We start from the raw sequence: 26477 nt of genomic DNA, 5'->3' as shown, positions 1-26477 counted from the left end.
GCCCGCCGATGGGTTTCCATCGACGGGCCGCGTCAGCGATCGTTCCAGCTGCGGAGCGCCGTTACTTCACGGTGTAGCCCTGCTGCTCGGCATAGGACTTGAGGTTCTCCTCCCAAGCCGCCACGCCGTCGGCGAGCGTGATGGACTGGTCGGTGTAGGCGGCGCCGGCGTCGTCGGCGAAGACGCCGCGGGCGTAGACCTCGAAGGGCAGGAACTTGTAGCCGGTGGACACGTTGGCCGCGGCCTTGGCGAGCTCCTCGTTGAACTTCTGTCCGCCGAAGTACTCGTGGGCGTTGCCGTCGGAGTCGGTCAGCGAGGTCATGTTGAGGAAGTCCTCGGAGGCGAGGGTGTCGTTGTCGGCCGGGAAGGCGCCGCCGTCGACGCGGGTGGCGATGCCGTCGGCGTTGTGGCAGGCGTATTCCATGAACTTGTAGGCGGCCTCGGCCTTGGCGGTGTCGTCGGTCTGGATCAGAGCCAGCGAGGAGCCGCCGTTCTCGGAATTGGTTTCGGATCCGTCGGCGGTGGGCATCTGGGTGATGCGCCACTTGCCGTCGCCGTCGGGAGCGCCGGAGAGCAGGTTGTACGGCATCCAGGCGCCGGTCAGCAGAGAGGCGATGGAGCCGTCGTTCAGACCCCTGTTCCATTCGTCGGACCAGCCGACGGTCTGGGTGTCGATGAGGTCCTCATCGATGAGCTTCTGCCAGAATTCGGTGAAGGTCGTGACGCCGCTGTCGCCCGTCAGATCGATGGTCACCTCGGTGCCGTCGGAGGAGGTGTCGAAGGGCGTCGCGCCGGCGAGCCAGGACATCGAATCGAAGAAGCCGGCGTCGCCGGAGTCGGAGGTGATGTAGGAGCCGGTGGCGCGGATGGCCTTGGCGGCCTCGTAGAAGTCGTCCCACGTGCGCACCTGGGTCGGGTCGACGCCGGCGGCGTCGAAGACGTCCTTGTTGTAGAACCAGGCCATCGGGCCGGAATCCATCGGCAGGGCGTACACGCCGCCGTTGAGGTTCACGGAGCTCCAGGTGCCCGGAGTGTAGAAGTCCGAGAACTCGTCGGCGCCGTATTCGCTCAGGTCCATCACATAACCGCGGATCTGGTATTCGGGCAGCGCGTAGTACTCGATCTGGGCGATGTCGGGAGCGCCGGAGCCGCCTTCGATGGCGTTGTTCAACGCGTTGTACTCGTCCGTGTTGGTGCCGGCGTTGGTCACCGTCACCGAGATGTCGGGATTCTCGGCCTCGAAGCCCTCGATGGTGCGCTCCAGGGTGGGCTCCCAGGCCCACACCGTGATCTCGGTCGTGCCCGAACCGGATTCGTCGGCGGAGGTGTCGGCGTTGGACGAGCCGCAAGCCGCGATACCAACCATCATCGCGATTGCGCCGGTGGCTGCGATCGCCTTTTGAGCAGTGAACTTCATCGTTCCATTCCTTCTTCCAGGATTATTGGTTCCAACGACGCAACATCTGGATCATTCGCAGTTTGCTTCGTTGCGTATGACACTATCACGATAAAAATGTTTACGCAAACACGACACACGGAAGCGCAAAAATGCACATATCCATCACTACAGTTATATGAGTTAATATGGCGACGCAACCATAACAATGACGACCGCGGCATAAGACGGCTCCGCACGCACCGACGCGCGCCAACCGGAAAGGAAGCATATGACCATCACCATCACCATCGGCTCCGATTCGGCGGTCGCCGACGTTCCCCCACGCATGTTCGGCTCCTTCGTCGAACATGTGGGCCGCTGCGTGTACGGCGGCATCTACGAGCCCGACCACCCCACCGCCAACGCCGACGGATTCCGCCAGGACGTGCTCGACCTGGTCAGGGAGCTGGGCGTCACCTGCGTGCGCTACCCCGGCGGCAACTTCGTGTCGAACTACAACTGGGAGGACGGCACCGGCCCCAAGGAACGGCGTCCCGTGCGCCGCGACCTCGCCTGGCACCAGACGGAGACCAACCAGGTCGGCATCGACGACTTCCACAAATGGAGCAAATCCGCCGGCACCGAGATCATGCTCGCCGTGAACCTCGGCACGCGTGGCCTGCATGCGGCGCTTGAGGAACTCGAATACGTCAACGGAGCGCCGGGAACCGCATTGGCCGACCGCCGTGTGGCCAACGGCATCCCCGAACCGATGGACGTCAAGATGTGGTGCATCGGCAACGAGATGGACGGCCCCTGGCAGGTCGGGCATATGACTCCGGACGAGTACGCCGCCGCGGTCGACAAGGTGGCCCATGCGATGAAACTCGCCGAATCCGGGCTCGAACTGGTGGCCTGCGGCTCGTCGAGCGCGCATATGCCCACCTTCGGCCAGTGGGAGCGCACCGTGCTCACCAAGGCCTACGACAACCTCGATTTCGTCTCCTGCCACGCCTACTACTACGAACGCGGCGCGAGCTCCATGCAGGACTACCTCGCCTCGGCCGAGGATATGAAGCAATTCATCGCCACGGTGGCGGCATGCGCCGACGAGGCCAAAGCCGCCAACAAGGGAGACCACGACATCGCGTTGAGCTTCGACGAATGGGGCGTGTGGTATTCCGACGTGTGGAACCGGCAGGAGGACGAATGGAAGGCCGCCGCCGGCGAGGGCCTGCACCACGAGCCTTGGCCCGTCGCCCCGCATCTGCTGGAGGACATCTACTCCGCGGCCGACGCCGTGGTGGAGGGCTCGCTGATGATCACACTGCTCAAGCATTGCGACCGCGTGCGTTCCGCCTCCCGCGCGCAGCTGGTCAACGTGATCGCCCCGATCATGGCCGAGCCGGACGGCGGCCCCGCCTGGAGACAGACCGTGTTCTACCCCTTCGCCGAGGCCGCGCGGCACGCCAAGGGCATGGTGTTCGCGCCGCGGATCGACGCGCCCGTCATCCGCACCGAGGCGTACGGCGAGGTGGACGCGGTGGATGCGGTGGTGACGTGGGACGAGACGTCGCGCACCGGCCTGCTGCTGGCCGTCAACCGCGACGTCTCACACGCGCACGACCTGCGCATCGACCTCACCGCGCTGCCGGGCGTCAATGCGAACGCACCGTCCGACACCGACGCAAGCGACGCGCATGTCGCCATCGCGAAGGCGATCGTGTTGCACGACGACGATCCGCACCGCCAGAACACGGCGGACGAGCCGAACGCGGTGACGCCTCGGCCGCTGCCCGCCACACTCGGCGGGGACGGCCGAATCGCCTGTTCGTTGCCCGCGATCTCCTGGGCCGCGATCGAATTCACCGCCTAAGCGAAACCGCCACCGAACATGACATAAGGGGTGATGTCCGCATGGGACATCACCCCTTGGTGATTGTTAGCGGTGCGTCAGCGCTTGAGCACCAGCACGCCGTTGGGGGAGATCTCGGCGGTGCCGGACTCGTCGACCCGAGCCAGCGAGGCGACCAGCGGCTCGCCCTCCACATCGACCTCCACCGTCTCATGGGTGCGGTTGAACAGGAAGACGAAACGCCTCCCACCAGTCTCGTCCACACGTTCGACGCGCAGCACCTTGCCGGAACCGGGGCCGCCGGCGGCGATACCCATCTCATCCAACAATTGCGGAAGGCTGGCGGACAGGCCTTCACGACCCAAGCGCGCCCCCACATAGGCCGCCTTGCCATCTCCGTACGTGTTGACGGTGATCGCGGGCGCGCCGTCGAATCCAGTCCACGGATCGGCCTGGAAGGTGGCGAGCACACGCGCGCTCTCGGCCACGTCGCCGATCACATCGGCGAAATCATACGCCTCGACTCCGTTGCTCAACTTCAGACTGGCCATTGTGCCGGGATGATCCGTGCCCAGCGGCGCGAACTCCTCGACGCGCACGCCGACCACATCGCGGATGGATCCGGGATATCCGCCCAGCCAGATATGGTCCCGCTCGTCCGCCAGCCCGGTGTAATAGGTCACGAACAGCTTGCCGCCTCGCTCCACATACTCGCGCACGCGGCGCGACGTCTCCTCGGAGAGGAGGTACAGGCTGGGCAGCACCGCGGCCTCGTATTGGTCCCAGCCGCCCCGCACCGGCACCACGTCGGCGGTCAACCCTTGGTCGGCCAGCGCGCGGAACCAGTCGAGAGGCTCGGTCCAATGGCGCACCTGCTGGCTGGGGGTGGCGGTGTGTTCGGTCGCCCACTGCGATTCATAGTCGAACACCACGGCAACCGACGACTTGGCCAGTCTGGTGCCAGGCAACCCCTCGTCGGAAAGCCGGTCCAGCTCGGCGCCCAGCTCGCACACGTCACGGAACACCTGCGAATCCGGGCCGGCGTGCGGCACCATCGAGGAATGCCACTTCTCCGCGCCCGCCTTGGATTGCCGCCACTGGAAGTAGCAGATCGCGTCCGCGCCCATGGCCAGATGCGCCAGGGAGTCCCGCACCAGCTCGCCGGGCTCGCAGCGGTGGTTGATCGGCCGCCAGTTCACCGCGGAGGTGGAATGCTCCATCAGCGCCCACGGGTTCTTGCGGGCGATGCCGTCGCACAGCGAGGCGGAATACGCCAGCTCGTCGAGATGCGCCTCCCCGGGCGTGAAATAGTGGTCGTTGGAGACGAAATCGACGTCGTAGCCCCACTTGTCGTAATCGATGCCGGTACCGGACGCGGAGACCATGAAGTTCGTGGTCTGCGGCTTGCCGGGGGTGATCTCAAGCAGCGCGTCGCGTTCGGCCCGGTAGAATTCGAGCAGCGCGTCGGAGCTGAAGCGCTTCCAGTCGAGCAGTTTGCCGGGGTTCATGAAGTTGCCGTCGCCGATGAAGCGGGGCGGGATGATTTCGGAGAAGTCGTTCATCCGCTGCGCCCAGAAGGCGGTGCCCCACGCGTCGTTCACCGCCTCGATGGTGCCGTAGCGCGCCTCGCACCACTTCTGGAAGGCGCGCATCGCGTCGTCCGAATAGTCGAAGCGGTTGTGGCAGCCGTATTCGTTGCCCACATGCCAGGCCACAACATAGGGATTGTCCTGGTAATGCTCGGCCATGGCACGGCACAGTTTGAGCGCGTAGTCGAGGAAGACCGGACTGGTGGCGCGCCAATGCTGACGGGCGCCGGGCCAGCAGGTGTCGCCGCGCTCGTCCTCCCACAGCACCTCGGGGTGCTTTTGGGTGAGCCACATCGGCGGGGATGCGGTGCCCGAGGCGAGGTCGACGGCGATGCCGGCCTTGCCCAGCTTGTCGATCACGCGGTCGAGCCAGTCGAAATCATAGACGCCCTCTTCAGGTTCGAGTTTGGCCCATGAGAAGATGCCGACGGAGACGAAATTGACTCCGGCCCGGTGCATCAGCTCGATGTCCTCGTCCCAGACCTCCTCCGGCCACTGGTCGGGGTTGTAGTCGCCGCCGTACCAGATGCGGGGCCGGTTGCCTTCCAGCGGCTGCGGCCATTGGAACTGCTTACGTTCGTTCATAGTTGTTCTTCACTCCTTGGGTTGTTCCGTCTGATATGCCTCGTCGGATTCAGACGGCCACGCAAGGAGGCACCTGCACGATGCGCAACCGCGCGAATACCTGCATGATGCCTCCACACGTGGTGAGCCACTCTCTCGATCCCATCATCCGCGACTCTCGCGGGACGGACCTATTCTTTGACGGCTCCTGCGGCGAGTCCTGACTGCCAGTATTTCTGGAGCATGAGGAACGCGATGACCAGGGGGATGATGGTGATCAGGCTTCCGGTGATCACGAGGTTCTGGATCGCCTGCCCGCCCGCGGTCGAGGCTTGGTCCTTCCATTGGTTCAGGCCGATGGTCAGGGGGTACCAGTCGGCGTCCTTGAGCATGATCAACGGGAGGAAGTAGTTGTTCCAGGTCGCCACGATCGTGAACAGCGCGGTCGTCACGATCCCGGGCGCGAGCAGGGGCAGGCTGACCTGCCAGAACGTGCGCCACTCGCCCGCCCCGTCCACGCGCGCCGCCTCCAGGAGCTCGGTGGGCACGGCCTGCTCCGAGAAGATCCACATCAGGTACAGGCCGAACGGCGAGATCAGGCTCGGGATGATCATCGCCCACGGCGTGTTCGTCAACCCCAGTTTGGCGAACAGGAGGAACTGCGGGACCGCCAATGCGATGCCGGGCACCGAGATGGAGCCGATGATGACCGCGAACACGGCCCTGCGGCCCGGGAAGCGGAACTTGGCCAGGGCGTAGCCGCCCATGATCGCCAGCAGGGTCGCCCCGCCCGCGCCCACCACCACGTACAGGAGCGTGTTCACCAGCCAGCGGGCGAAGATCCCGTCCTGGTAGGCGAACACCGTGGCGATGTTGTCCCACAGGGCGAACGTGTCGCCGAAGCCCAGGCCGAACGTGGACGTGAAGTCCGCCTGCGTCTTGGTCGCGTTGATCAGCAGGTACACGAACGGGAACAGGCAGTACACGGCGAACACCGCGCACACCACCGTCAGCAGCACCGACCTCCTGGGGTTGGCCACGTTCGCGAACCCGTTCCTGGCGGCCCGTTTGCGCTCGGCCTTCTCGTCGCGCGCGACCCTCCTCTGGCGCTCCCTCTCGGCCCTTTTCGCGGCCCGCTCCTGCGCCCTGAGATCCGAGGCCGTCATCGTCGCCGTGCTCATCGCAGTCCTCCCTCGTGTCCGCGCGCCATGCGCGCCGTCGTCCCGATCGTCCTCGCCCGTTCAACCCGCGCGCTCATTTCATCTGCTCCTTCATGCTGTTGAGCTGCACCGCGTACGCGATCGCCATGGTGATCACGGCCATCACGATCGCCAGGGCGGCCGCGTAATTGCTCTGGTTGCCGCTGAAGCTCAGGTTGTACGCGTACATGTTCGGCGTGTAATACGTCGTGATCGCGTTGCCCGGCACCATGTTCTCCATGATCGACGGCTCGTTGAACAGCTGGAACGAGCCGATGATCGAGAAGATCACCGTGATCGCCAACGACCCCTTCAACTCCGGCAATTTGATCCGGCGGATGATCTGCCACTCCGACGCGCCGTCGATGCTCGCCGCCTCGTACAGGGAATGCGGGATCGTGGAAAGCGAGCTGTAGAAGATCAGCATGTTGTAGCCCGTGAACTCCCACGTCACGATGTTCCCGATGCTCGCCAACAGCACGCTCGGCGCCAGCACGTCCAGATCAGTGCCCAGCAGATCGTTCAACGAGCCCACCAGACCGTACTTCGCGCCGTACATGAACCCCCAGATCATCGTCGAGACCACGGCCGGCACCGCGTACGGCAGGAAGGTCGAGATGCGGAAGAACTTCGCGCCGTGCAGCTTCATCGAATCCAACGCCAACGCCAACGCGGCGGCCAGGAACAGCATGATCGGCACCTGCACCACCGTGAACAGGGCCACCCGGCCCACCGAACTCCAGAAATTCGGATCCTGGAACAAACGCACGTAATTATCGACCCCCACGAACCGGGTACCGCCCACCATGCGCTTCTGGAAGAACGAGATGTACACCGCGTACACGATCGGCACGATGAACACGAACACGAACACCACCGCGAACGGCCACATGAACTTCCAACCACGCCAATCAGCCCTATGCCGATTCACACGCGCCGACGTCGAATGCGACGCCGCCGCGGACGCTTCAGCTGAAACCATCCTCAACCCCTCTCCTTCGAAGGTATTCCGCAGATTGGCCTGCGCGGAGCGATCCACGGAAGTCAATCATCGCTAAAATGTTTGCGTTACCATACTAACACCATCGCCACTACATCCGCAACACAGTCGTGTCGAAACAATTTCAAAGGAGTTTATAATGATAACGAAAACATTGTTGTTTGTTCTTCTAAAGTAGGAACCATGGAACGCACACCACAGGCGTCAATGCAGGACGTCGCCAAAGAAGCCGGAGTCTCGCCCCAAACCGTATCCCGCGTGGCCAACGGCAGCAACGCGGTACGCCCCGAAACACGCCAGCGCGTCGAAGCGGCGATGGAGAAGCTCGGATACCGCCCCAACTACGCGGCCAGGGCGCTCAAACACGGACGTTTCAAAGACATCGGCGTCGTACTGTTCAACATGACCACCTATGGCAACGCGCGCATCCTCAACGGCATCGCCACCACCGCGGCGGACAACGACTATTCGATCACCGTGCAGACCATGAAGCACGGCCCCGAACGCACACTCAACACCGCCATCGAACGCATGAAGCAACAACCTGTGGACGGCGTGATCGTGGTGTTGGAGGAGATGATCGCCGATTTCAACACCTTCGTCCCACCCAAGGAACTGCCGGTCGTACTGGTCACCGAAGGGCCGTCCGACAACTGCCCCACCATCGACACCGACCAGTATGGATGCTCCACCGCGGTCGTCGATTTCCTGCTGAGCAAAGGCCACCGCACGGTCTACCACATCTGCGGCCCCTCATCCTCACGCGCGGCCGAAAGCCGTCTCAAGGGATGGCGCGACGCGCTCGAACAGGTCGGAGCGCGCGTGCCGTCGACATATGTGGGCGATTGGGAGGCCGACAGCGGATATCAGGCCGGCCTCGCCTTGGCGCACGATCCCGAATGCACGGCGATCTACGCCGCCAACGACCAGATGGCCTACGGGGCGATCTGCGGATTGGAGGCCGCCGGCAAACGCGTGCCGGAGGATGTGAGCGTGATCGGCGTCGACGATTCATTGGTCGGTATGGTGCCCCGGCTCAATCTCACCACCATGCGCATGCGCTTCGACCGTATCGGCAGCGAGGCCTTCGCGATGATCCGACGCCAATGCGAGGGCGAGAAAGTCCCCGTCGGCGTCAAAACGGTGATTCCGCCCGAGCTCGTCGAACGCGGATCCGTGCGCGACATCAGCGCATAGCCCCAAGCGGGACGCGTGAAACGAAGTCACGCGGCTCGCCGGTGATGGGGTCGGTGAATTCCAAGCGGCGGGCCACCAGTTCCAGCGGCTGGCTGAAGTCGTCGTAGGCGCGCTCGATGATGCGCGGGTAGAAGTCATCGCCGAGAATCGGCAGTCCCAGCGAGTTCATATGCACGCGCAGCTGATGCGTTTTGCCGGTACGCGGATGCAGCACATACCGGCAGACCGGTGCGCGATTTTCCGCCGACATACAGCGCCTTACGCCAATGCCGCCAACCACACCAGCGGCACCGGCACCGACGCCCCTATCGGAACGGCCATCTCCGTCGCACTCCCCCGACGCGTCTGAACGACGCACGAACGCTATGCCGCCGCGTTCGATCAGGGTCTCCGCGTTCACGACGCCCGGCTCCTCATAGGCCTGCAGCACACCGCGGTCTTTGGTGATATGCGAGCGGCGCAGCAGCGGAAACGGCCGAGGCGGCTCGAGCCGCGTCACCGTGCCGAAGCGCGGCGTCGCCACCGGACGGCATACCGCCAGGCATTCATAGGTTTTGACCGTCTGCCGGTTCTGGAACAGCATCTGATACGCGCCGCGCGCCGCAGGATCGCGCACGAACACCACCACGCCGGCCGTGAGCCGGTCCAGCCGATGCGCCGGAACGATATCCGGCTCGCCATACCGCTCGCGAAGCCGGATCAGCGCCGTCTCGCGATACCACATGCCGCGCGGAGTCGTCGCCAGAAAATGCGGCTTGTCCACGACGATGATCCGATCATCCTCGTACAGCACCTCGCATTCAAACGGAATCCGAGGCTCCTCAACCACATACCGATGTCGTTTCCCACCCATCACATCACCCATTCGTCTCAGCGAAACGAGCGGACACCAAGCGTCCAACGCCGCCAATCTCCGTAAGACCCTGCACCTAACGAGCAGGCGTCCGGCATATTCCGTTCACGGGTGTAAGGCTTGGCCCAAGCGGCCTGGAGCGATCCCGTGAACGGAATATGCCGGACGTCTGCGGACACCGCACTGTCAGACACTATACGGACGAACGCTGCGAACAGCGGCAATCCACGGATCACTCAACGGTGACGGACTTGGCGAGGTTGCGCGGCTTGTCCACGTCGTAGCCCTTGAGTTTGGCCATATCCATGGCGAAGATCTGCAACGGCACCACATCCACCAAGGGGCTCAGGAGAGTCGGGCATTCGGGACGCCAGAACACCACGTCCGCATAGCGCTCCACATCCTTGTCGCCGCGTTCCGCCACGGCGATGATGTAGGCGCCGCGGGCCTTGACCTCTTCGATGCCGGACAGCACCTTGGCGTGCAGCACGTCGCGGCCGTGCGAGGGCGGCACGATGAACACCACGGGCTCGCCTTCGTCCACCAGGGCGATCGGCCCGTGCTTGAGTTCGCCGGCGGCGAATCCTTCGGTGAAGGTGTAGGCGATCTCCTTGAGCTTGAGCGCGCCCTCCATGGCCACGGGATAGCCCACATGGCGGCCGAGGAACAGGAAGGAATGCGCGTCGACCATATCGGCGGCGGCCTCGTGCACGGCGGTCATCTGCGTGTCGAGGATCCACTGGATTTTGGCGGGCATGTCCTTGAGCGCGTCGAGGATCTGACGGATCTCGTCGCGGAACATCGCGCCTTTGACCTGCGCGAGATACAGTCCCAGCAGATAGGAGGCGGTGACCTGCGCGACGAAGGCCTTCGTGGAGGCGACGGCCACTTCGGGGCCGGCGTGCGTGTAGAGCACCGCGTCGGATTCGCGCGGGATCGAGGCGCCCTGCGTATTGCAGATGGCCAGCACCTTGGAGCCTTGTTCGCGGGCGTGGCGCAGGGCCATCAGCGTATCCATCGTCTCACCGGACTGCGAGATGGCCACCACCAGCGTGCGCGGGGTCAGGATCGGATCGCGGTAGCGGAATTCGTGGGCGAGCTCCACCTCCACGGGCACGCGCACCCAATGCTCGATGGCGTATTTGGCCACCTGTCCGGCGTAGGCGGCGGTGCCGCAGGCGATGACGATGATCTTGTCGATGGATTTGAAGTCGTGGTCGTCGATGCGCACCTCGTCGAGGGTGATGTCGCCGCGCTCGTCGAAGCGGCCCAGCAGCGTGCGCTGCACGGCGGCCGGATCCTCATGGATCTCCTTGTCCATGAACGAGTCCCAGCCGCCCTTCTCGGCGGCCGAAGCGTCCCAGTCCACGGTGTAGGTGGAGGGATCCTCGATCACGTTGCCGTAGAAATCGTTCACCACCACGGCGTCGGCGGACACGCACACGCACTGGTCCTGGCCCACTTCGAGCGCGCGTTTGGTGTAGGCGACGAACGCGGCCACATCGGAACCGAGGAAATTCTCGCCTTCGCCCAGGCCCACCACCAGCGGCGAGTCGTGGCGCGCGCCCACGACGATGCCGGGCTGGCGGCAGTCGGTCGCCAGAATGGTGAACGCGCCCTCCAGCATGCGGGCCATGCGGCGCATCGCTTTGAACAGGTCGGGCGCACCTTCTTCGGCGATGATCGCGTCCACGATTTTGCCGAGCAGTTTGGCGGCCACTTCGGTGTCGGTTTTGGAGGCGAAACGGTAGCCTTCGGATTGCAGGTCGAGACGCAGTTGCGAGGCGTTCTCGATGATGCCGTTGTGGATGATCGCGACTTTGCCGTCGCGGCTGGTGTGCGGATGCGCGTTCACGTCGGACGGCACGCCGTTGGTGGCCCAGCGCGTGTGTCCGATCGCCACGGTGGCCTGCGGCATCGGGCGGCGTTCGATGTCTTCGGTGAGGTTGGCCAGCCGTCCGGCTTTCTTGCGCACTTCGACATGGTCCATGCCGGGGGCGGTCAGCGCCACGCCGGCCGAGTCGTATCCGCGGTATTCCAGTCGGGCCAGTCCCTGAAGGCATACCTCAAGCGGCTTGTCGCACGCGGTTTCCAGATTTCCTGCATATCCAACGATTCCACACATAGCTCACCAGCCTAACCGATGGCGATGCCACGCTTCGTTACCGACCCGCTTCTGCGCACATCTCTTACGCCGTCATTCCAAGCGAAACACAACGCCGCACCAGTCATCCTGAGCGGAGCAGCCTCCACCCCGTCATCCTGGGCGGAGCGCAGCGCCTCCACCCTGTCATCCTGAGCGGAGACCGTTGGGCCGGAGTCGAAGGATCTCATGAGGCAACATGGTTTTGAGATCCTTGCGTCTCGCTGCGCTCCGCCCAGGATGACGGCGGGGCACCACGCTCCCGCTCAGGGTGACGATGGAGATTCGCAAATTCAGCGGGAGCGCTTGTTGGCGTAGCGCATGGCGCGCAGGGCCTCACGCTTGTCCTGCTCCTCGCGCAGGGCCTGGCGCTTGTCGAATTCGCGCTTGCCCCGCGCCAGCGCGATCTCGACCTTGGCGCGGCCGTCTTTGAAGTACAGGCTCAACGGCACGATCGTGTAGCCTTTGGCCTCGGATTGGCGCGCGAGTTTGGCGATCTGCTGGGCGTGCAGCAACAGCTTGCGCTTGCGCTTGGGCGCGTGGTTGTTCCACGTGCCGTTGAAGTATTCGGGGATGTTGGCGCCTTCCATCCAGATCTCCCCGCGGCGGTCGATGGTGATGAACGCCTCGGCCAGCGAGGCGCGCCCTTCGCGCAGAGATTTGACCTCGGTGCCGGTGAGCACCAGCCCGGCCTCGTACCGGTCCTCGATGGCGTAGTCGTGCCGCGCCTTCTTGTTCTGCGCGATCGGCTTCACGCCTTGTTCCTTCGCCATCGGGACCTCCTTTCGTCCATACCGCTCCCGCTAGCAACGAACGACACTATCACAAAACGCGCCGCCCGGATATCGGGCAGCGCGTTGGGCGAACATGCGTATGGTCGGCCGGCGGTCGGAACGCGCCGCCCAGAACCCGGTCAGTGCACGAACCAGTACTGGCCGTTGTTGGTCAGAGTGCGGTAGTGCATGATCCAGGGGCCACCCCAGTTCATTTCGGAGATCAGGAAAGTACCGTCGCTGTACACGGCCTCCACCACGGCCACATGGCCGTAGAAGCCGTCGGCACCGTCCTGGCCGGGCAGGAAGGAGAGCGCGGCGCCCACCTCGGGATTGTGGTCCACGCGAAGGCCGTAGCTCGGCGCGGTTTTATACCAGTCTCCGCCGTTACCCAAATAGGACGGCGTGCCGATGCCCATCTGGCGGCGGCGTTCGTACGCCCAATACGTGCACTGGCCGGCCACGTAGGCGTTGCCGTAGTCGCCGTAGCTGGTGCCTTGGCCGCTGCTGGTGGAGCCGCTCGTGGAGCCACCGGTCGAACCACCGGTGCTGCCTCCGGTCGAGCCACCGGTATTGCCGCCGGTGTTTCCTCCGGTATTGCCGCCGGTGCTGCCCTGGCTGCCGCCATTGACCGTGCCGGACGCCGCGGCCTGCTCCTGCTGCCACTGACGGTTGTACGAGTCGATCTGCGATTGCAGCAGCACGGTTTGCGCCGCCTGCTGGGCCGCCTCGCTGTCCAGCTGGTCCTGCATGCTTTCCAGTTCGGCGCGCTGTTCCTCGCCCTGCTGGCGCAGCGCGTCCAGTTCGTCGCGCTCCTGCTGGGCCGTGGTGGCGGCGGTCTGCGCGGTCGCGGCCTTCTCGTCGGCCTTGGTCTTCAGTTCGCTGATCTGCTTTTCGATGGCGGCAAGACGCTCGCTGCGGTTCATCGACGTGTTCAATGTCACCGCGGCGGATGAGGCGGCGTTCGCCTCGTTGCGCGAGAGCGCGTCACGCGACTGCATCGAGTTGATGAACTCCTCGGTGCTGGTGGAACCGGTGACCACGCTCATCAGATCCGAGGTGTCGGATCCGTGCATGTCCTCACGGGCCAGCTGGGCCACGGCCGCGTGCGCGTCATCGTAGTCCTCGCCGGTCTGCTCGATCTGCGCCTCGAGATCCTCCTTGTCCTTCTGCGCGGCGGCGAGACGCTCGGCGGCGGCATCGGCCTCGGATTGGGCGGAGGCGGCGTCCTCGTTCGCCTGGGTGACCTTCTCCTGCGCGGCGGGGATCTGCGTGTTGGTCAGATTGTCCAGTTGGATGATCTTCTCCGCGAGGTCTTCGTTCACGCCGGCGAGCTGCGAGCGCAGTTCGGCCTCACGCTGGGCGCTGGAGGCATGCTGGTTCTGCGCGTTGACCAGATCGCTGTAGGTGTCGGCATGCGCTTCGGGAGCCGGGGCCACCACCATCAGCCCCATCGCGCACAGGCCGGCGGCGGCCAGCGCCGCGGCGGATCGGCGAATCACACGTGCGTAGGTTCTCATAGCCGTACAGTGTCCTTTCCGTAACAACGGGCAATACCATAACATGCTTGTCTGGGAGTCCGAATCAGGTCTTGAGGTAGCGCCGCAGCGAGATGGTCGAGGCGATGATCGACAGCAGAATCGCGCCGAGGATCAGGAACGGCGAGATCATCAGCACGGTCCACTGATTCACATAGGGAATCCAGCTGATCGACTCGGCCAGCCATCCTTCGATGAACACGCGCACGATCACCGACAACATCAGGCAGGAGAGCACGGATCCCACCAGCGAGGCCAGCACGCCCTCCAGCACGAAGGGCATGCGAATCGTCCAGTTCGAGGCGCCCACCAGGCGCATGATCTCCGTTTCGGTCCGGCGCGAAGCCGCGGACATGCGGATCGTCGTGCCAGTGAGCATGATGGCGACCAGCACCATCACCGCGGCCAGACCGATGGTCACGGCGGTGGCGCGGTTGAGCACGGCGAACACCGGTTCGAAGATCTGCCGCTGGTCGGTCACCTCCTCGACGCCGTCTCGGCTGGACAGCACCTCGGAGACGATCTGGTATTTCTCGGGGTCGCTGAGTTTGAGCCACAGCGAATCCTGCATGTCGTCCGCGGTGAGCGTGCGGCCCTGGTATTCGCCGTTCGGGTACTGCTGGGTGAAGGTGTCGTCGTAGAACTCCTGCTTGCTCACATAGGTGATGTCCTCGACCACGTCCGAAAGCTCGTCGCGGATGGTCTGCTGCAGTTCGTTGATCTCGGAGGCTGTCGGGGAGACTCCCGACGCGCAGTTCGCCGACTGGCTGGTGCCGTCCGGGCACAGCCAGACCACGACCTCGACCCTGTCATACCAGTCGCCCTTCGCCTTGACGATCTGCGCCTGCGTGAGCACGGCCGCGCCGATGAACACGAAGGAGATGAAGGTGACCAGCATCACCGACAGGATCATCGGCACATTGCGCTTCAGACTGGTCCAGGTTTCCGACAGGATAAAACGCATTCTCATGACTGCTGCTCCTCGTTCTGGGCGCTACGGGCGGCGGCCGGCGGCATCGGCGGGGCCGGCGGCGCGGGAGGAAGGGGAACCGCGGCGGAGGCGGGCGGCGCGGCCGGACCGACCGGCTCGGCCGATGCCGACTGCTGGGCGGTCGACGCATCCGTCTCGTCCGGGTCCGACACCCCGGCCGATTCAACCGATTCAACCGGCTCAGCCAACGCAGGTGGCTCAGAGGCGGTCATCTCAGGCACGGCCACGTCAGGCACCGACAGACCGGTCCCCTCGGTCGTGGTCGTTTCGACGGACGGCGCGAATCCGGAACCGCTCTCCTGCGCGCGCTGATACTCGTCGAGTTTCAATCCCTTGCCCCAGGTCAGCGTGTCCTCCAGCGGCGCGAACGCCTCGCCGTAACGTCCGGTGCGGCCCGAATGCATGGAGTTGGCCAGACGGGCGATGCCCTCGTCGCGCTCGTAATCCGGCTGCGAGACCGCCGCAGCCGCATCGCCTTCGACGTTTTCGGCGATTCCGCCCGCAGGCGCGGCCTCGATCGCCTCGGACCGCTCGGATTCCATCACCTTGACGGCGTTGGCCTCCACTTGGGAATCGGGGAAGTACAGCGCGGAATCATACGAGCCATGGGCCTCGTCGCGCACGATTTTGCCGTTGTGCAGCTCCACCACGCGTTTGCGCATCGAATTGACGATCTCCTCGTTATGCGTGGCCATCACGATGGTGGTTCCGGTGCGGTTGATCGCGTCCAGCACCTCCATGATGCCCAGCGAGGTGGTCGGGTCGAGATTGCCGGTGGGCTCGTCGGCCAGCAGAATCTGCGGATGGTTCACATACGCGCGGGCGATCGCCACGCGCTGCTGCTCGCCGCCGGACAGCTCGTGCGGATAGTTCCTCTCCTTGCCGGTCAGTCCCACCGTGGCCAGCACCTTGGGCACCAGCGACTTGATGGCGGAGCGGCGGGTGCCGAGCACCTCCAGCGCGAACGCCACGTTCTGCCACACGGTTTTGTTGTTGAGCAGCTTGTAGTCCTGGAACACGAAGCCGATGGAGCGGCGGTACTGCGGCACCTGACGGTCGGAGATGCGGCGCAGGTCATTGCCCGCCACGCGGATCTCGCCGTCGGTGGCCTCCTCCTCGCGCAACAGCAGGCTCAGCAGCGTGGTTTTGCCGGAGCCGGAGGCACCGACCAGGAACACGAAGTCCCCGCGCTCGATGTTCAAATCAACGGTATCGAGCGCTGGACGCGTGCCCCTCGGATAGATCTTGCTCACCTGGCTCAACGAGATGAGTGCCATGATGCCTCCTTCTGCGGGCTCTTCGGAAGCCCGCGCGCATGTCTGCCGGTTTAGTCCTCGGCGGCCCGTCGCTGTTCATGACGCCAGCGGATGCCCGCTTCGATGAACGCGTCGATGTCGCCGTCGAACACGGCCTGGGTCTGGCTGGTTTCGTAGCCGGTGCGCAGATCCTTGACCATCTGGTAGGGGTGCAGCACGTAGGAGCGCATCTGGTCGCCCCAACTGGCCTTGATGTCGCCGGCGAGCTCCTTCTTCTTCTTCGCCTCCTCCTCATGGCGCAGCACCAGCAGTCGCGACTGCAGCACGGCCATGGCGGCGGCGCGGTTCTGGATCTGCGAACGCTCGTCCTGCATGGTCACGACGATGCCGGTGGGCAGGTGGGTGATGCGCACGGCCGAGTAGGTCGTGTTCACGCCCTGGCCGCCGGGGCCGGAGGCGCAGTAGGTGTCCACGCGGATTTCGGTGTCGGGGATTTCGATATGGTCGGTCGCCTCGACGAGCGGCACCACTTCGACGGCGGCGAAGCTGGTCTGGCGGCGGCCCTGGTTGTCGAAGGGCGAGATGCGCACCAGACGGTGGGTGCCGCCCTCCACGCTCATACGGCCGTAGGCGTAGGGCGCGTCCACTTGGAAGGTGGCGGACTTGATGCCCGCCTCCTCGGCGTACGAGGTGTCCATCACCTTGGCTTTGAAGCCGTTGCGCTCGCACCAGCGCAGGTACATGCGCAGCAGCATCTGCGCGAAGTCGGCGGCGTCCACGCCACCGGCGCCGGAGCGGATGGTCACCACCGCGGAACGCTCGTCGTATTCGCCGTCGAGCAGCGTCTGGATCTCCATGGAGTCGAGATCCGCCTGGATGCGGCCGATCTCCTCCTGCGCCTCGGCGAGCGTGTCGGCGTCGGATTCCTCACGGCCGAGCTCGACCAGCGTCTCCACATCGTCGATACGCTGCACGGCCGAATTGAGCCGCTTGAGCTGCGATTCGGCGGCGGAAAGCTTGCTGGTCACCTTCTGCGCGTTTTCGGGGTTGTCCCACAGTCCGGGGGCGGCGGCCTGCGCCTCGAGATCCTTGATCTCGGCCATCAGCCGGTCCATATCCAACGCCTTGGCGATGGATTCGTACTTGGCGCGCGCGTCGGCGACCGCTTGGGAAAAATCAAATTCTGCCATCGTTCTAACCTTACCTATGTCACTTATGAAAAGCTGGGATTACGTCGTCCATCTCGGATTCCACACATATTCCTCTTCAGGGAACGTTCCGTACTCCTTGGCCGGCACGGCTGCGAACCTGCAGTGCGGCTTTCGGCGGAGACGCCCCGCGGAATACGCGAGGGGCGCGCGAGACGTCAAAGGCTCGCGTAGATCGCCGGAACCACCAAAGACACCAGCATGGCCGCGGCGATGACGATGCACACCGCGCGCACGATGGCGCGGCGGCGCTTGTCACGCTGCTCTCGCTGGATCCGGTATTCACTCACGGGCTCCAGTGTAACCGCACCCCCGCCCCATCGCTACCAGCGACGACGCCCGCAGGCTTTGCCGCCGACGCCGGAACGTCCCGAAGCGCCCCACGGCCCCGCTCCTTCGCGCCGCAGCGTCGTCAGGTGCCGTTTCATCGCCACGAGCATAATATGCGCGTCCTCCAATCCCAGATGCCGCTCTGCATGCGCGGGGTCGAGCGCCCCTTGGCGTTTGGCGTAGGCCTCCAACGTGTTGTCGCCGTATGGATGATTCTCGTCGGGGGCGGAACCGGGGTCCCACTGCCGGCTCATCGGCAGCGTGTCGATGATGGTGACGCGTCCGGCGCGGTATGCCTCCGCATAGCCGGCCACGTTGAGCATGAAGAAGCCGTGCTCGAAGGTGGCGTTGTGCGCCACATACGGCTGCTGGGTCAGACGGGCGAGCAGGCCGGTCTGCGCTTCGGGCCATTCGTCGAACAGCCGGTACTCCCCCGAGCCGCGTTCGCGCACGTCGATGCCGGTCAGATCGCGGATCAGCCCGTTGCCGTGCCTCGCGTTGGCCGGCGTCACGCCGAAACTCAGCCGCGCCTGCCCGTAGGCGTCGCCGGCATCGTAATACGGCTGTTCGTAGACGTACCCGGACGGGGCGTCGGCGGGCCGAGGCGAGGCCATGTTCATGAATTCGAAGCCGACGTCGATGATGTACACGCGCGCCGGATCGGTGCCGGTGGTTTCGATGTCGATGCCCATCACCGTGTCCACGTCACGGCCGGGCAGGTAGACGTCGCGCCAGTCGCCCTGCTTGGCGGCGGGCGAGGAACCGCCCGTCGGCGCGGACCGCGATGACGCCGCGGCGGCGTCCGTGCCCGAGGATGCATTCTCAAGCAACAGCGAAGGTGATTTCCCTGGCAAAGGCGAGGATGCGTTCCCGGACAAAGGCGAGAATGTGGACGCGCCACCCGGCGACGCCACACCGGAAAGATTGGCCCGAGCCATGCCTGCCGCGCCGGACTCGCGTTGGATCCGCTGCGCCTTGCGGCGTTCGGCGCGCGCGTTGAGAATCCGCGCGGTGCGGTCCTGAATCTCCTCCAAACCGACGGAGTCTTCCCCTTTGGCGGCCCCTCCGTCGACGAAGGTGGAGTTCATGCCGTCGCCCACGGAGCCTTCCCCATTAGCGGATTCTCCAACATCGAGGGTGAGGTTCATGCCGGCAGGATCGGAACATTCCCCATTGACGGCTCCTCCGGCATCGGTCGTGTCGGGCGCATCTCCGACTTTGGCCGGCGCCGTCAGCACCGGCACGGTGACGCGGCCCTGCCGCTCGTAACTCACCTGCCACAACCCATCGGCCACACCGCGGTCGAGCAGCAGATTGATCTCGTCGTTCAGGCGGCGGTTCGCGTAGGCGAGCGCGCGTGGCAACCGGTAGGAGGCGACCAGCCGGTCGAAGTCGGTCATGAACGCGGTGCTCGTCTGCGCGAGAATCGCCTCCACACGGTCGCGCACCGCGTAATCGCGCTTCAGCAGGGCATGGACGTTCTGCTGCGGGTTGTCCACAGCGGCCAATCCCACGCCGATGCCGCCGGCCAGATCAAGCGAGCGCACCCATCGCCAGTCGATCGGCTGTCCGTCGGCATCCTTGGGGCAGACCAGTTCCCACTGGTCGGTATCCTCCTTGGCCTGCTCCAGCCATTCCGATACCGCTTGGTTCCGCCGCCCGCCCGCTGTCTGTGTCATGCGCAACATCGTAGCCCACCGGCCCGGACGCAGAAGCGCATCTCTTCGTCACCCCGTCTATGTCGACGACCGAGCCACAGGCCCGGACGCAGGAGCGCATCGCTCAGACGTCGTGCCCTTCGCACTTGAACGGAGCGTGTGCGAAGAACACGACGTTTCCGGATAAGAAAACGTCGTCGATTTCGCACACCCTCCGTTCAAGTGCGAAATCGACGACGTTGCGGTTCACCGCGGTTCGGCGTCGGTCACAGGTCGAAGCCGAGTTCCGAGGCCGCCAGGGTGGGGACGGGATCGTCGCACCAGAAGTCCTCGAGGTTCTCGTAGGTGGTGAGGGAGCGGATCTCCGCCTTGTCGATGTAAAGCTCGCCGCTTAGATGGTCGGTCTCATGCTGGAAGATGCGCGCCGGCCATCCGTGCATCCGCTCCTTGTGGCGCTCCCCATTCTCGTCATCCCACTCCGCGATGATGTCGAGCCAACGCCTACGCACGGCCTGATAGCCGTCGAAGCTCAGGCACCCCTCGTAGAAGCTGGTGGTCTGCTCTCCGACCGGCTCGTAGCTCGGGTTGATGATCACGCGGAACGGAAGCTCCGCCATCTCGCGCGAATCGCCCTCGTCCTCCTCGCGCATATGGTCCTCGAGCACGGCGATGGACAATCCCAGACCGATCTGCGTGGCGGCCAGACCCACTCCCGGCGCCTCGATCATGGTGGAGCGCATCGTTTCGATGAGTTTGGACAGCGTATGCTTGCTCAGCTGGCCCGCATACGGCACGGTGACTTGGCGGAGCACCGGCTCCCCCGCCTGCACGATGGGGAGGATCCGGTCCTTGCCGCCGGTCGCGATGAGCTTCTCCACATCGCGGTTGAGCGCGAGGTCGACTTTGCTGTTCCTGCCAAACATGTGGAGTCCTTTATATCCTTGACTACATCCGTACAAACAAACTTATTGTGCAGCATATGCGCGACGGATCGCCAAACGGCTTGCGAAGCGGATGCCGCTCGCCTGATTACAGCGCGAGTTCGTCGGCGACCACCTGCGCCAGGCGGGCGCACACCTCGTCGGCCATCTCCTGCGTGGCGGCCTCGGCCATCACGCGCACCAACGGCTCGGTGCCGGAGGGGCGCAGCAGCACGCGTCCGGTGCCGCCCAACAGCTCCTCCTCGCGCGCGACCGCGGCCTGCACGGCGGCGTTCGTGTCCGCGGCGGCCTTGTCGACATTCGGCACATTCACCAGCGTCTGCGGCAGCTGGGGGAAGTCGGCGGCGAGGGCTTTCAGGCTCTTGCCCGACCTCATCACCTCGTTGCACAGCATCAGCGCGGTCAGCGTGCCGTCGCCGGTGGTGGCGAACTCGCGGTTGATCACATGGCCGGACTGTTCGCCGCCGAGCGTGTAGCCGCCGCGCAGCATCTCCTCCAGCACGTAACGATCGCCCACGCCGGTCTCCACCGTCTTGATGCCCATGTCCTTCAGCGCGAGTTTGAGGCCGAGGTTGCTCATCACGGTGATGACCAGCGTGTCGTGCGCGAGCGTGCCCTCGTTCTTCTTGGCGCGGGCGAGAATGCCCATGATCTGGTCGCCGTTGACCATATTGCCGTCCTCGTCCACCGCGAGGCAACGGTCGGCGTCGCCGTCGAAGGCCACGCCCATCATCGCATCCGAGGCTTTGACCATGGCCTGCAGCTGCTCGGGATGCGTGGATCCGGCGTTCTTGTTGATGTTGTAGCCGTCCGGCGAGGCGTTGATCACCACCACTTCGGCGCCCGCGCGGCGCAGCGCTTCGGGGGCGACCACCGAGGTGGCGCCGTTCGCGCAGTCGGCGACGATCTTCAATCCCTTCAGCGGCGTCGGCTGGCTTTTGTCGGCCTGCACCGGGGCGATGGTGGAGACCAGATGGTCGATGTACAGGTTGGTGGCGGTCACGGTGTCATGGCTCACGCGGCCCACGCCCGCGCCGGTCGGACGGTCCCAATCCTGGCCGAGCACCGCCTCGATCTGCTCCTCCTTGCTGTCGGGCAGTTTGAAACCGCCGCGCGCGAAGAACTTGATGCCGTTGTCCGGCATGGCGTTGTGGGAGGCGGAGATCACCGCGCCCATCTCCACGTTCAGCACGGAGGTCAGATACGCCACGCCGGGCGTGGGGATGATGCCCGCGTCGATCACGTCGAAACCGCCGGCGCTCATGCCGGCGGACAGGGCGGCGGCCAGAAAGTCGCCGGAGACGCGGGTGTCGCGGCCGACCAACGCGCGACGGCGGCCTTCGGGCTGGTCGTCCTTCGTGCCCGAATCGCCCAGCACTCGCACCGCCGCGTCGCCCAGATCCAGCGCCAACTGCGCCGTCAGATCGCGATTCGCCAGTCCGCGCACGCCATCGGTTCCAAACATCTTCGGCATATCAGCCCGCCTATCCTTCGCTCAGGTTCGTCCGGCGACGAACACGGCCGCCAAGCGAACGAATCCACACCGGTCATTCGTTTTTTACGTTTTTACCGTGAACCATCGTAATCGTCATGTGCGGATAATCGCCCGTCAGGCTCGCAATGTTGCCCTTTTCTTCAAACTATGGATCGCCACGCGACCAATCGGACACGATGGCAGATGTTGCCGAACAGCTGAGAGAGGAAATCGATGGCTTGCCACACCCCACTGCGACACGATGGCACCTGTCGTCTGAAGCCCTTGCCAACGAGTTGGCACTTGATGGCTCTAGTTGGCACCCGTGTCCATCGTCTTCGTGTGTGTCGTGACGTCATTCCGCCATTTGCTGTTCGGGGTCGCGATGCCCGGGTGCCAACTGGAGGCGTCAGGTGCCAACTCGTCGCGCGTGCCGCGCGCCGTCGCGTCGGGGAAATGCCGGACCGGTGGGCGCTTCCGGCGTTCATGCGGTCCTCCTATGCAAAAGCCGCGGCGGATGTGTCCGTCGCGGCTTTCCTTCTTCGTCATCCCGAGCGGAGGCCGTCAGGCCGCAGCCGAGGGATCCCTCGACTGCGTTCGCTTCGTTCGCTTCGCTCGGGATGGCGATGCGAGGGTTTTACATGAGGCTGGTGTAGATGGCGAGGATGTCCTCCTCGGTGGCCTGGCGGGGGTTGCCCGGGGTGCACACGTCGTTGAACGCGTCGTGGGCGAGGCCGGCGAGGTCGTCCTCGGTGGCGCCGACCTCGCTGATGGTGGTCGGGTTGCCGAGTTTGACGGTCAGCTCGCGCACCGCGTCGACGGCGGCCTTGCGGGCGTCCTCGAGCGGCATGTCGTACGCGCCGGCCACGCCGAACGCGTCGGCGATGTCGCGGTACTTCTCGCCGGTGTGGTCCTTGTTGTAGTCCATGACCGGGGCGAGCAGGATGCCGTTGGCCACGCCGTGGGCCACGTTCAGGCGGCCGCCGAGCGGGTGGGCCATGCCGTGCACGAGTCCCAGGCCGACGTTGGAGTAGGCCATGCCGGTGATGTAGCTGGCGTAGGCCATCTGCTCGCCGGCGGGCACGTCGCCGTCCGCGCTCTTGGCGAGGTTCTGGGCGATCATGCGGATGGTCTGCATGCTCAGGCAGTCGGACAGGCTCCACGCGCCCGGGGTGATGTAGCCCTCGATGGCGTGGGTCAGGGCGTCCAGGCCGGTGGCGACCTTCAGGCCGCGCGGCATGGAGTCGGTCAGGTCGGGGTCCACGAACGCGACGATCGGGATGTCGTGCGGGTCGACGGCCACGAACTTGCGCTTGTTGGCGGTGTCGGTGACCACGTAGTTGATGGTGGTCTCGGAGGCGGTGCCGGCGGTGGTGGGCACGCCGAAGATCGGCACGGAGGGGTTCTTGGTGTCGGCCACGCCCTCGAGGGAGAGCACGTCGGAGAACTCGGGGTTGGCGGTCACGATGCCGATGCCCTTGCACGTGTCCTGCGGGCTGCCGCCGCCCAGGCCGATCAGGAAGTCCGCGCCGGAGGCGGCGAACTTCTCCACGCCGTCCTTGATGCATTCGACCGGCGGGTTCGGCTTGACGTTGTCGAAGATCTCGTAGGGCATGCCGGCGGCGTCGAGCACGTCGGTGACCTTCCCCACGGTGCCGGTCTCGACCAGCACCGGATCGGTCACGACGAAGGCCTTCGTGAAGCCGTGGGACCTGGCCACGCCCGGAATCTCCTGGATCGCGCCACGACCGAAATACGCCGTCTGGTTGAAAATCATGCGGTAGACCATACTTGCTCTCCTTTGAAGCTGGTGCGTTCTATGGTGGCGAATTGTTCATCCTCTGAACAATTCAACGATTTCCTAGTGTAGTCCCGCCTGTGAGCGTTCACTGAAAACACGCTGAACGTGTCGTGTCCCGTCGCCCGTCGCCATCCACGCACGAAGGCACGGCACAGCACACCTCACCCCGAGATACTTCGACTCCGGCTCCACCCAGCACGACGAGGAAACAATCGTCGCCATCCCGAGCGGAGCGAACGCAGCCTTCACCGCGTCATCCCGAGCGGAGGTGAAGCCGGAGTCGAGGGATCTCAACCCCTCCTGCGCAAGGCGACGCCGGCCAAACCAAGCACGGTCAAGACAGCCACGGCCACGAGAGGCACCGTCACACCGGCGCCGGTCTTGGTCAGGTCCTCCTGACTCTTGTCTCCCGAACCGTTGCCATCGCCGACGGGCGAGACCGTCAATATGCCCGGCTTGAACTCCACCGCATAATTCGACAAAGCGGCGGGTTCACCATCAGCCCACTTCGGTGTGACCGTATAACCGGCCGCCGTCACGGGAGAACCCTTCGCATACCCGCAGTCAAAAGCCAACGCGGCGAGCAGCGTCTGGCCTAACGAATCGCCATCACCGCCGGCCCACCCCTCAACCGTGACCGAATACACGGGGACATCCGCACCATAGACCACTCCGATGTCATCCGCCGTCACCGTCAACGAACGCCGTTCGACGGTGAACGTGCCCGTCCTCGTCACAGCCGCCCAACGCGCGCCATCCGCACCGGCCGCATACTCCGCGCTCCCGGCCGACATCTGAACCTCATACACGCCCGCGGCCGACGGAGTCCCATCCGTCCACGCATCCCCGTCCGCGTCCACAGGACGATACCTGACCGACACCTCGACACCATCAGCGGCCGCGTCATCAGACACGGACGCCACATCGGAGACGGACACCGCAGAACCGCTATACACAACCGAATCCTTTAACGACAACACCGGATCACGTCCCACCGCCAACGGATACGCCCCATTCGAAGACTCGTCATCGTTCGCGTACACCACATAACCCTCGGCAGGCGCCAAGCCATACACCTCCGTCGCCAACGAAGGATCATCCGACGTCCCATCCGCGAACACACCACCAATGATGGAAACCTCAGCCGGATCGCCCTGCTTATTGAGGCCGTCGCCTATAGCGGCATCAGCATCTTCGCCCGCATTGGCCGTGATCTGGCCACCAGAAATCTCAATGCCGACCGATCCGGCAGTCTCATATCCGCCACCAATACCGGCGGCATAGAGGCCGCCGGTCGCATCAACCTCACCACCTGAAATCACAACACTCGTCGAACCGGAAGCTCTATACCCGCCGCCAATACCAGCGGCACCGCCGTAAGGACCTTCATTCCTATCGCCGCCTACCGCATAGAGCGAGCCGCCCGAAACCACGATATTCGAACCCGGACCACCAAATCCACCACCGACGCCGGCACCACTGACGCCGCCTCGAGCGATGACCACGCCATCTAAAATCCTGATATTCGAACCCGGACGACCATATCCGCCGCCGATACCGGCAGCGTACGAGCCGCCAAACGCTCCGACCTGAACACATGAGATCCTGATATTCGAACCCGAACCACCGTAGCCGCCGCCAATACCAGAAGCGAGCGCGCCACCCCACGCGCTGACCTGACCACCTGAAATCTCAATATCCGAACCCGAACCACCTTCGCCACCACCAATACCGGCAGCAAACACGCCACCCCGAGCGACGACCCAGTAACCTGAAGAAATCCTGATATTCGAACCCGAACCACCGTAGCCGCCACCGATACCGGCAGCGGACTCGCCACCCGACGTGTTGAGGAAGCCATCACAGGAAATGGATAGCGGCTGCTCTTGGTTATGCAAGCCAGCGTAACGCTCGCCGCTCTTGAGCACGCTCGTTCCCTCAAGCGTCGTGAGGTCCAATGAGCCCGACTGCACCAGCACGGCGGCAGAACCATTGTCGCTTTGGTCGATCACCACATTGTCGAAAGTCACATGAGCGGTCTCGTTCTCGGCGACGGCCACGACGATATTGTCCGTCGTGGTGCCGTGGGCGGCCTTTTCAACAAAGCCGTTGGCATCCAGGTATTCGATCTCTTCCTTCGCCGCGTCGGACATGCCCACCGTCACGGGCTTCTCAGTGGTGATGGTCAGCGTGGTGCCCTCGTACCGGTAGTCGGTGTTCTCGACCAAACCGCCCTCGTCGGTGGTGGACAGCGTGAACGCGCCTCTGACCACCTTCATATCCTGCGCCTGCGCTGGAGCCGAGAACACACCCAAAGCGAACACCGCGGCGAACGTGGCGAACGCCATCAGCAACGCGAGCAACACGAACTTCTGACCGGGCTTCCTCAACGCTTCCATCATCACAACACCTCAGTTCTCTCCTGTGCGTACAACGTCATACGACACAATCCGATTCCAATCTAACAAGCCCGTCTCCCAAGGCATGGTTCGCCATGGCGGATTCTCGTGGTGGTTGCGACGAGATCTTTCGACTCCGCGCTCCGCTCAAGATGACGAAAAGAGGCGCTCACGCAAAACGATGTCGGAACAGAGGGACACGCAAGACGCGCGGGAGACGTTCGATGTCCCCGACCGGTACGGCACCGGCGTCGACTGGAACGAATTTCACACCCACATCCCCTACACCGATGCCACCGAATAACAGGAACCGCCAGACACACATTGGAC

The 26477-nt window shown here is 64.4% G+C and carries 20 protein-coding genes; 3 read left to right on the top strand and 17 right to left on the bottom strand.

Features of this window, described 5'->3' with window-relative positions; all coding sequences use genetic code 11:
- Positions 1–61: 61 nt before the first annotated feature.
- Positions 62–1417 carry an ABC transporter substrate-binding protein gene (locus BL8807_RS06935; RefSeq protein WP_072726634.1) on the bottom strand — a complete coding sequence of 452 codons (1356 nt, stop codon included), beginning with the start codon at positions 1415–1417 and terminating at the stop codon, positions 62–64.
- A gap of 250 nt (positions 1418–1667) precedes the next feature.
- Between BL8807_RS06935 and BL8807_RS06930 the strand changes: the two genes are divergently transcribed.
- Positions 1668–3254: an alpha-N-arabinofuranosidase gene (locus BL8807_RS06930; protein ID WP_072726635.1), complete on the top strand. Its 1587-nt coding sequence runs from the start codon at positions 1668–1670 to the stop codon at positions 3252–3254.
- A gap of 77 nt (positions 3255–3331) precedes the next feature.
- Here BL8807_RS06930 and BL8807_RS06925 read toward each other — a convergent pair whose 3' ends face one another.
- From BL8807_RS06925 to BL8807_RS06915, 3 genes are all read right to left on the bottom strand, one after another.
- A complete protein-coding gene (locus BL8807_RS06925; protein WP_072726636.1) occupies positions 3332–5407 on the bottom strand; it encodes a beta-galactosidase in 2076 nt (691 codons plus the stop codon).
- Positions 5408–5577: 170 nt separating this feature from the next.
- The gene (locus tag BL8807_RS06920) at positions 5578–6567 is read right to left on the bottom strand and encodes a carbohydrate ABC transporter permease (protein WP_226847293.1); all 990 of its coding nucleotides are present in this window, start codon (positions 6565–6567) and stop codon (positions 5578–5580) included.
- Positions 6568–6640: 73 nt separating this feature from the next.
- Positions 6641–7567, bottom strand: coding sequence for a carbohydrate ABC transporter permease (locus tag BL8807_RS06915; RefSeq protein WP_193057462.1), 927 nt, complete (start codon positions 7565–7567; stop codon positions 6641–6643).
- 225 nt (positions 7568–7792) lie between these two features.
- Here BL8807_RS06915 and BL8807_RS06910 point away from each other — a divergent pair, with 225 nt between their 5' ends.
- Positions 7793–8782, top strand: coding sequence for a LacI family DNA-binding transcriptional regulator (locus BL8807_RS06910; protein WP_083570167.1), 990 nt, complete (start codon positions 7793–7795; stop codon positions 8780–8782).
- Here BL8807_RS06910 and BL8807_RS06905 read toward each other — a convergent pair.
- From BL8807_RS06905 to BL8807_RS06850, 13 genes are all read right to left on the bottom strand, one after another.
- Complete coding sequence (locus tag BL8807_RS06905; protein ID WP_072725110.1) at positions 8772–9635, bottom strand: pseudouridine synthase; 864 nt, start codon at positions 9633–9635, stop codon at positions 8772–8774. The genes BL8807_RS06910 and BL8807_RS06905 overlap by 11 nt on opposite strands.
- 232 nt (positions 9636–9867) lie before the next feature.
- A complete protein-coding gene (gene glmS, locus BL8807_RS06900; RefSeq protein WP_072725054.1) occupies positions 9868–11760 on the bottom strand; it encodes a glutamine--fructose-6-phosphate transaminase (isomerizing) in 1893 nt (630 codons plus the stop codon).
- A gap of 311 nt (positions 11761–12071) precedes the next feature.
- A complete protein-coding gene (gene smpB, locus BL8807_RS06895; protein WP_072725048.1) occupies positions 12072–12551 on the bottom strand; it encodes an SsrA-binding protein SmpB in 480 nt (159 codons plus the stop codon).
- A gap of 140 nt (positions 12552–12691) precedes the next feature.
- Entirely contained in the window at positions 12692–14071 is a 1380-nt protein-coding gene (locus BL8807_RS06890; protein ID WP_072725046.1) for a CHAP domain-containing protein, read from the bottom strand.
- Between the two features lie 64 nt (positions 14072–14135).
- Complete coding sequence (ftsX, locus tag BL8807_RS06885) at positions 14136–15059, bottom strand: permease-like cell division protein FtsX (RefSeq protein WP_072725044.1); 924 nt, start codon at positions 15057–15059, stop codon at positions 14136–14138.
- The gene (ftsE, locus tag BL8807_RS06880) at positions 15056–16357 is read right to left on the bottom strand and encodes a cell division ATP-binding protein FtsE (RefSeq protein ID WP_072725043.1); all 1302 of its coding nucleotides are present in this window, start codon (positions 16355–16357) and stop codon (positions 15056–15058) included. Before ftsE ends, ftsX begins: the two co-directional genes overlap by 4 nt.
- A gap of 50 nt (positions 16358–16407) precedes the next feature.
- Entirely contained in the window at positions 16408–17526 is a 1119-nt protein-coding gene (gene prfB / locus BL8807_RS06875; protein ID WP_072725042.1) for a peptide chain release factor 2, read from the bottom strand.
- Between the two features lie 176 nt (positions 17527–17702).
- A complete protein-coding gene (locus BL8807_RS12120) occupies positions 17703–17834 on the bottom strand; it encodes a hypothetical protein (RefSeq protein ID WP_264298310.1) in 132 nt (43 codons plus the stop codon).
- 33 nt (positions 17835–17867) lie between these two features.
- On the bottom strand, positions 17868–19553 hold the full coding sequence (locus BL8807_RS06870) for a DNA polymerase III subunit epsilon (protein ID WP_072725107.1): 1686 nt from the start codon (positions 19551–19553) through the stop codon (positions 17868–17870).
- Positions 19554–19798: 245 nt separating this feature from the next.
- Positions 19799–20455, bottom strand: coding sequence for a peptide deformylase (locus tag BL8807_RS06865; protein ID WP_072725041.1), 657 nt, complete (start codon positions 20453–20455; stop codon positions 19799–19801).
- A gap of 106 nt (positions 20456–20561) precedes the next feature.
- Positions 20562–21947 carry a phosphoglucosamine mutase gene (gene glmM / locus BL8807_RS06860; protein ID WP_072725040.1) on the bottom strand — a complete coding sequence of 462 codons (1386 nt, stop codon included), beginning with the start codon at positions 21945–21947 and terminating at the stop codon, positions 20562–20564.
- A gap of 637 nt (positions 21948–22584) precedes the next feature.
- Positions 22585–23736 carry a lactaldehyde reductase gene (fucO, locus tag BL8807_RS06855; RefSeq protein ID WP_072725039.1) on the bottom strand — a complete coding sequence of 384 codons (1152 nt, stop codon included), beginning with the start codon at positions 23734–23736 and terminating at the stop codon, positions 22585–22587.
- Between the two features lie 302 nt (positions 23737–24038).
- Positions 24039–26150: an MBG domain-containing protein gene (locus BL8807_RS06850; protein ID WP_072725037.1), complete on the bottom strand. Its 2112-nt coding sequence runs from the start codon at positions 26148–26150 to the stop codon at positions 24039–24041.
- A gap of 178 nt (positions 26151–26328) precedes the next feature.
- On the opposite strand from BL8807_RS06850, the gene BL8807_RS12115 reads away from it, so the two are divergent.
- Entirely contained in the window at positions 26329–26451 is a 123-nt protein-coding gene (locus tag BL8807_RS12115) for a hypothetical protein (protein WP_264298339.1), read from the top strand.
- Positions 26452–26477 lie beyond the last annotated feature (26 nt).

Source organism: Bifidobacterium lemurum, assembly GCF_014898175.1.
Lineage (GTDB): Bacteria > Actinomycetota > Actinomycetes > Actinomycetales > Bifidobacteriaceae > Bifidobacterium > Bifidobacterium lemurum.
Note: the sequence above shows the minus strand (reverse complement) of the source record. Positions and strands in the feature narration are given on the sequence as shown.

Bases quoted from the DNA above. Each gene is read 5' to 3' on its own strand.
- glmM (WP_072725040.1), bottom strand. From the start codon at position 21,947: ATGCCGAAGATGTTTGGAACCGATGGCGTGCGCGGACTGGCGAATCGC.
- BL8807_RS12115 (WP_264298339.1), top strand. From the start codon at position 26,329: ATGTCGGAACAGAGGGACACGCAAGACGCGCGGGAGACGTTCGATGTC.
- BL8807_RS06865 (WP_072725041.1), bottom strand. From the start codon at position 20,455: ATGTTTGGCAGGAACAGCAAAGTCGACCTCGCGCTCAACCGCGATGTG.
- BL8807_RS06910 (WP_083570167.1), top strand. From the start codon at position 7,793: ATGCAGGACGTCGCCAAAGAAGCCGGAGTCTCGCCCCAAACCGTATCC.
- ftsX (WP_072725044.1), bottom strand. From the start codon at position 15,059: ATGAGAATGCGTTTTATCCTGTCGGAAACCTGGACCAGTCTGAAGCGC.
- smpB (WP_072725048.1), bottom strand. From the start codon at position 12,551: ATGGCGAAGGAACAAGGCGTGAAGCCGATCGCGCAGAACAAGAAGGCG.
- BL8807_RS06890 (WP_072725046.1), bottom strand. From the start codon at position 14,071: ATGAGAACCTACGCACGTGTGATTCGCCGATCCGCCGCGGCGCTGGCC.
- BL8807_RS06925 (WP_072726636.1), bottom strand. From the start codon at position 5,407: ATGAACGAACGTAAGCAGTTCCAATGGCCGCAGCCGCTGGAAGGCAAC.
- ftsE (WP_072725043.1), bottom strand. From the start codon at position 16,357: ATGGCACTCATCTCGTTGAGCCAGGTGAGCAAGATCTATCCGAGGGGC.
- fucO (WP_072725039.1), bottom strand. From the start codon at position 23,736: ATGGTCTACCGCATGATTTTCAACCAGACGGCGTATTTCGGTCGTGGC.
- BL8807_RS06905 (WP_072725110.1), bottom strand. From the start codon at position 9,635: ATGGGTGGGAAACGACATCGGTATGTGGTTGAGGAGCCTCGGATTCCG.
- glmS (WP_072725054.1), bottom strand. From the start codon at position 11,760: ATGTGTGGAATCGTTGGATATGCAGGAAATCTGGAAACCGCGTGCGAC.
- BL8807_RS06935 (WP_072726634.1), bottom strand. From the start codon at position 1,417: ATGAAGTTCACTGCTCAAAAGGCGATCGCAGCCACCGGCGCAATCGCG.
- prfB (WP_072725042.1), bottom strand. From the start codon at position 17,526: ATGGCAGAATTTGATTTTTCCCAAGCGGTCGCCGACGCGCGCGCCAAG.
- BL8807_RS06920 (WP_226847293.1), bottom strand. From the start codon at position 6,567: ATGAGCACGGCGACGATGACGGCCTCGGATCTCAGGGCGCAGGAGCGG.
- BL8807_RS06915 (WP_193057462.1), bottom strand. From the start codon at position 7,567: ATGGTTTCAGCTGAAGCGTCCGCGGCGGCGTCGCATTCGACGTCGGCG.
- BL8807_RS06930 (WP_072726635.1), top strand. From the start codon at position 1,668: ATGACCATCACCATCACCATCGGCTCCGATTCGGCGGTCGCCGACGTT.
- BL8807_RS06870 (WP_072725107.1), bottom strand. From the start codon at position 19,553: ATGACACAGACAGCGGGCGGGCGGCGGAACCAAGCGGTATCGGAATGG.
- BL8807_RS06850 (WP_072725037.1), bottom strand. From the start codon at position 26,150: ATGATGGAAGCGTTGAGGAAGCCCGGTCAGAAGTTCGTGTTGCTCGCG.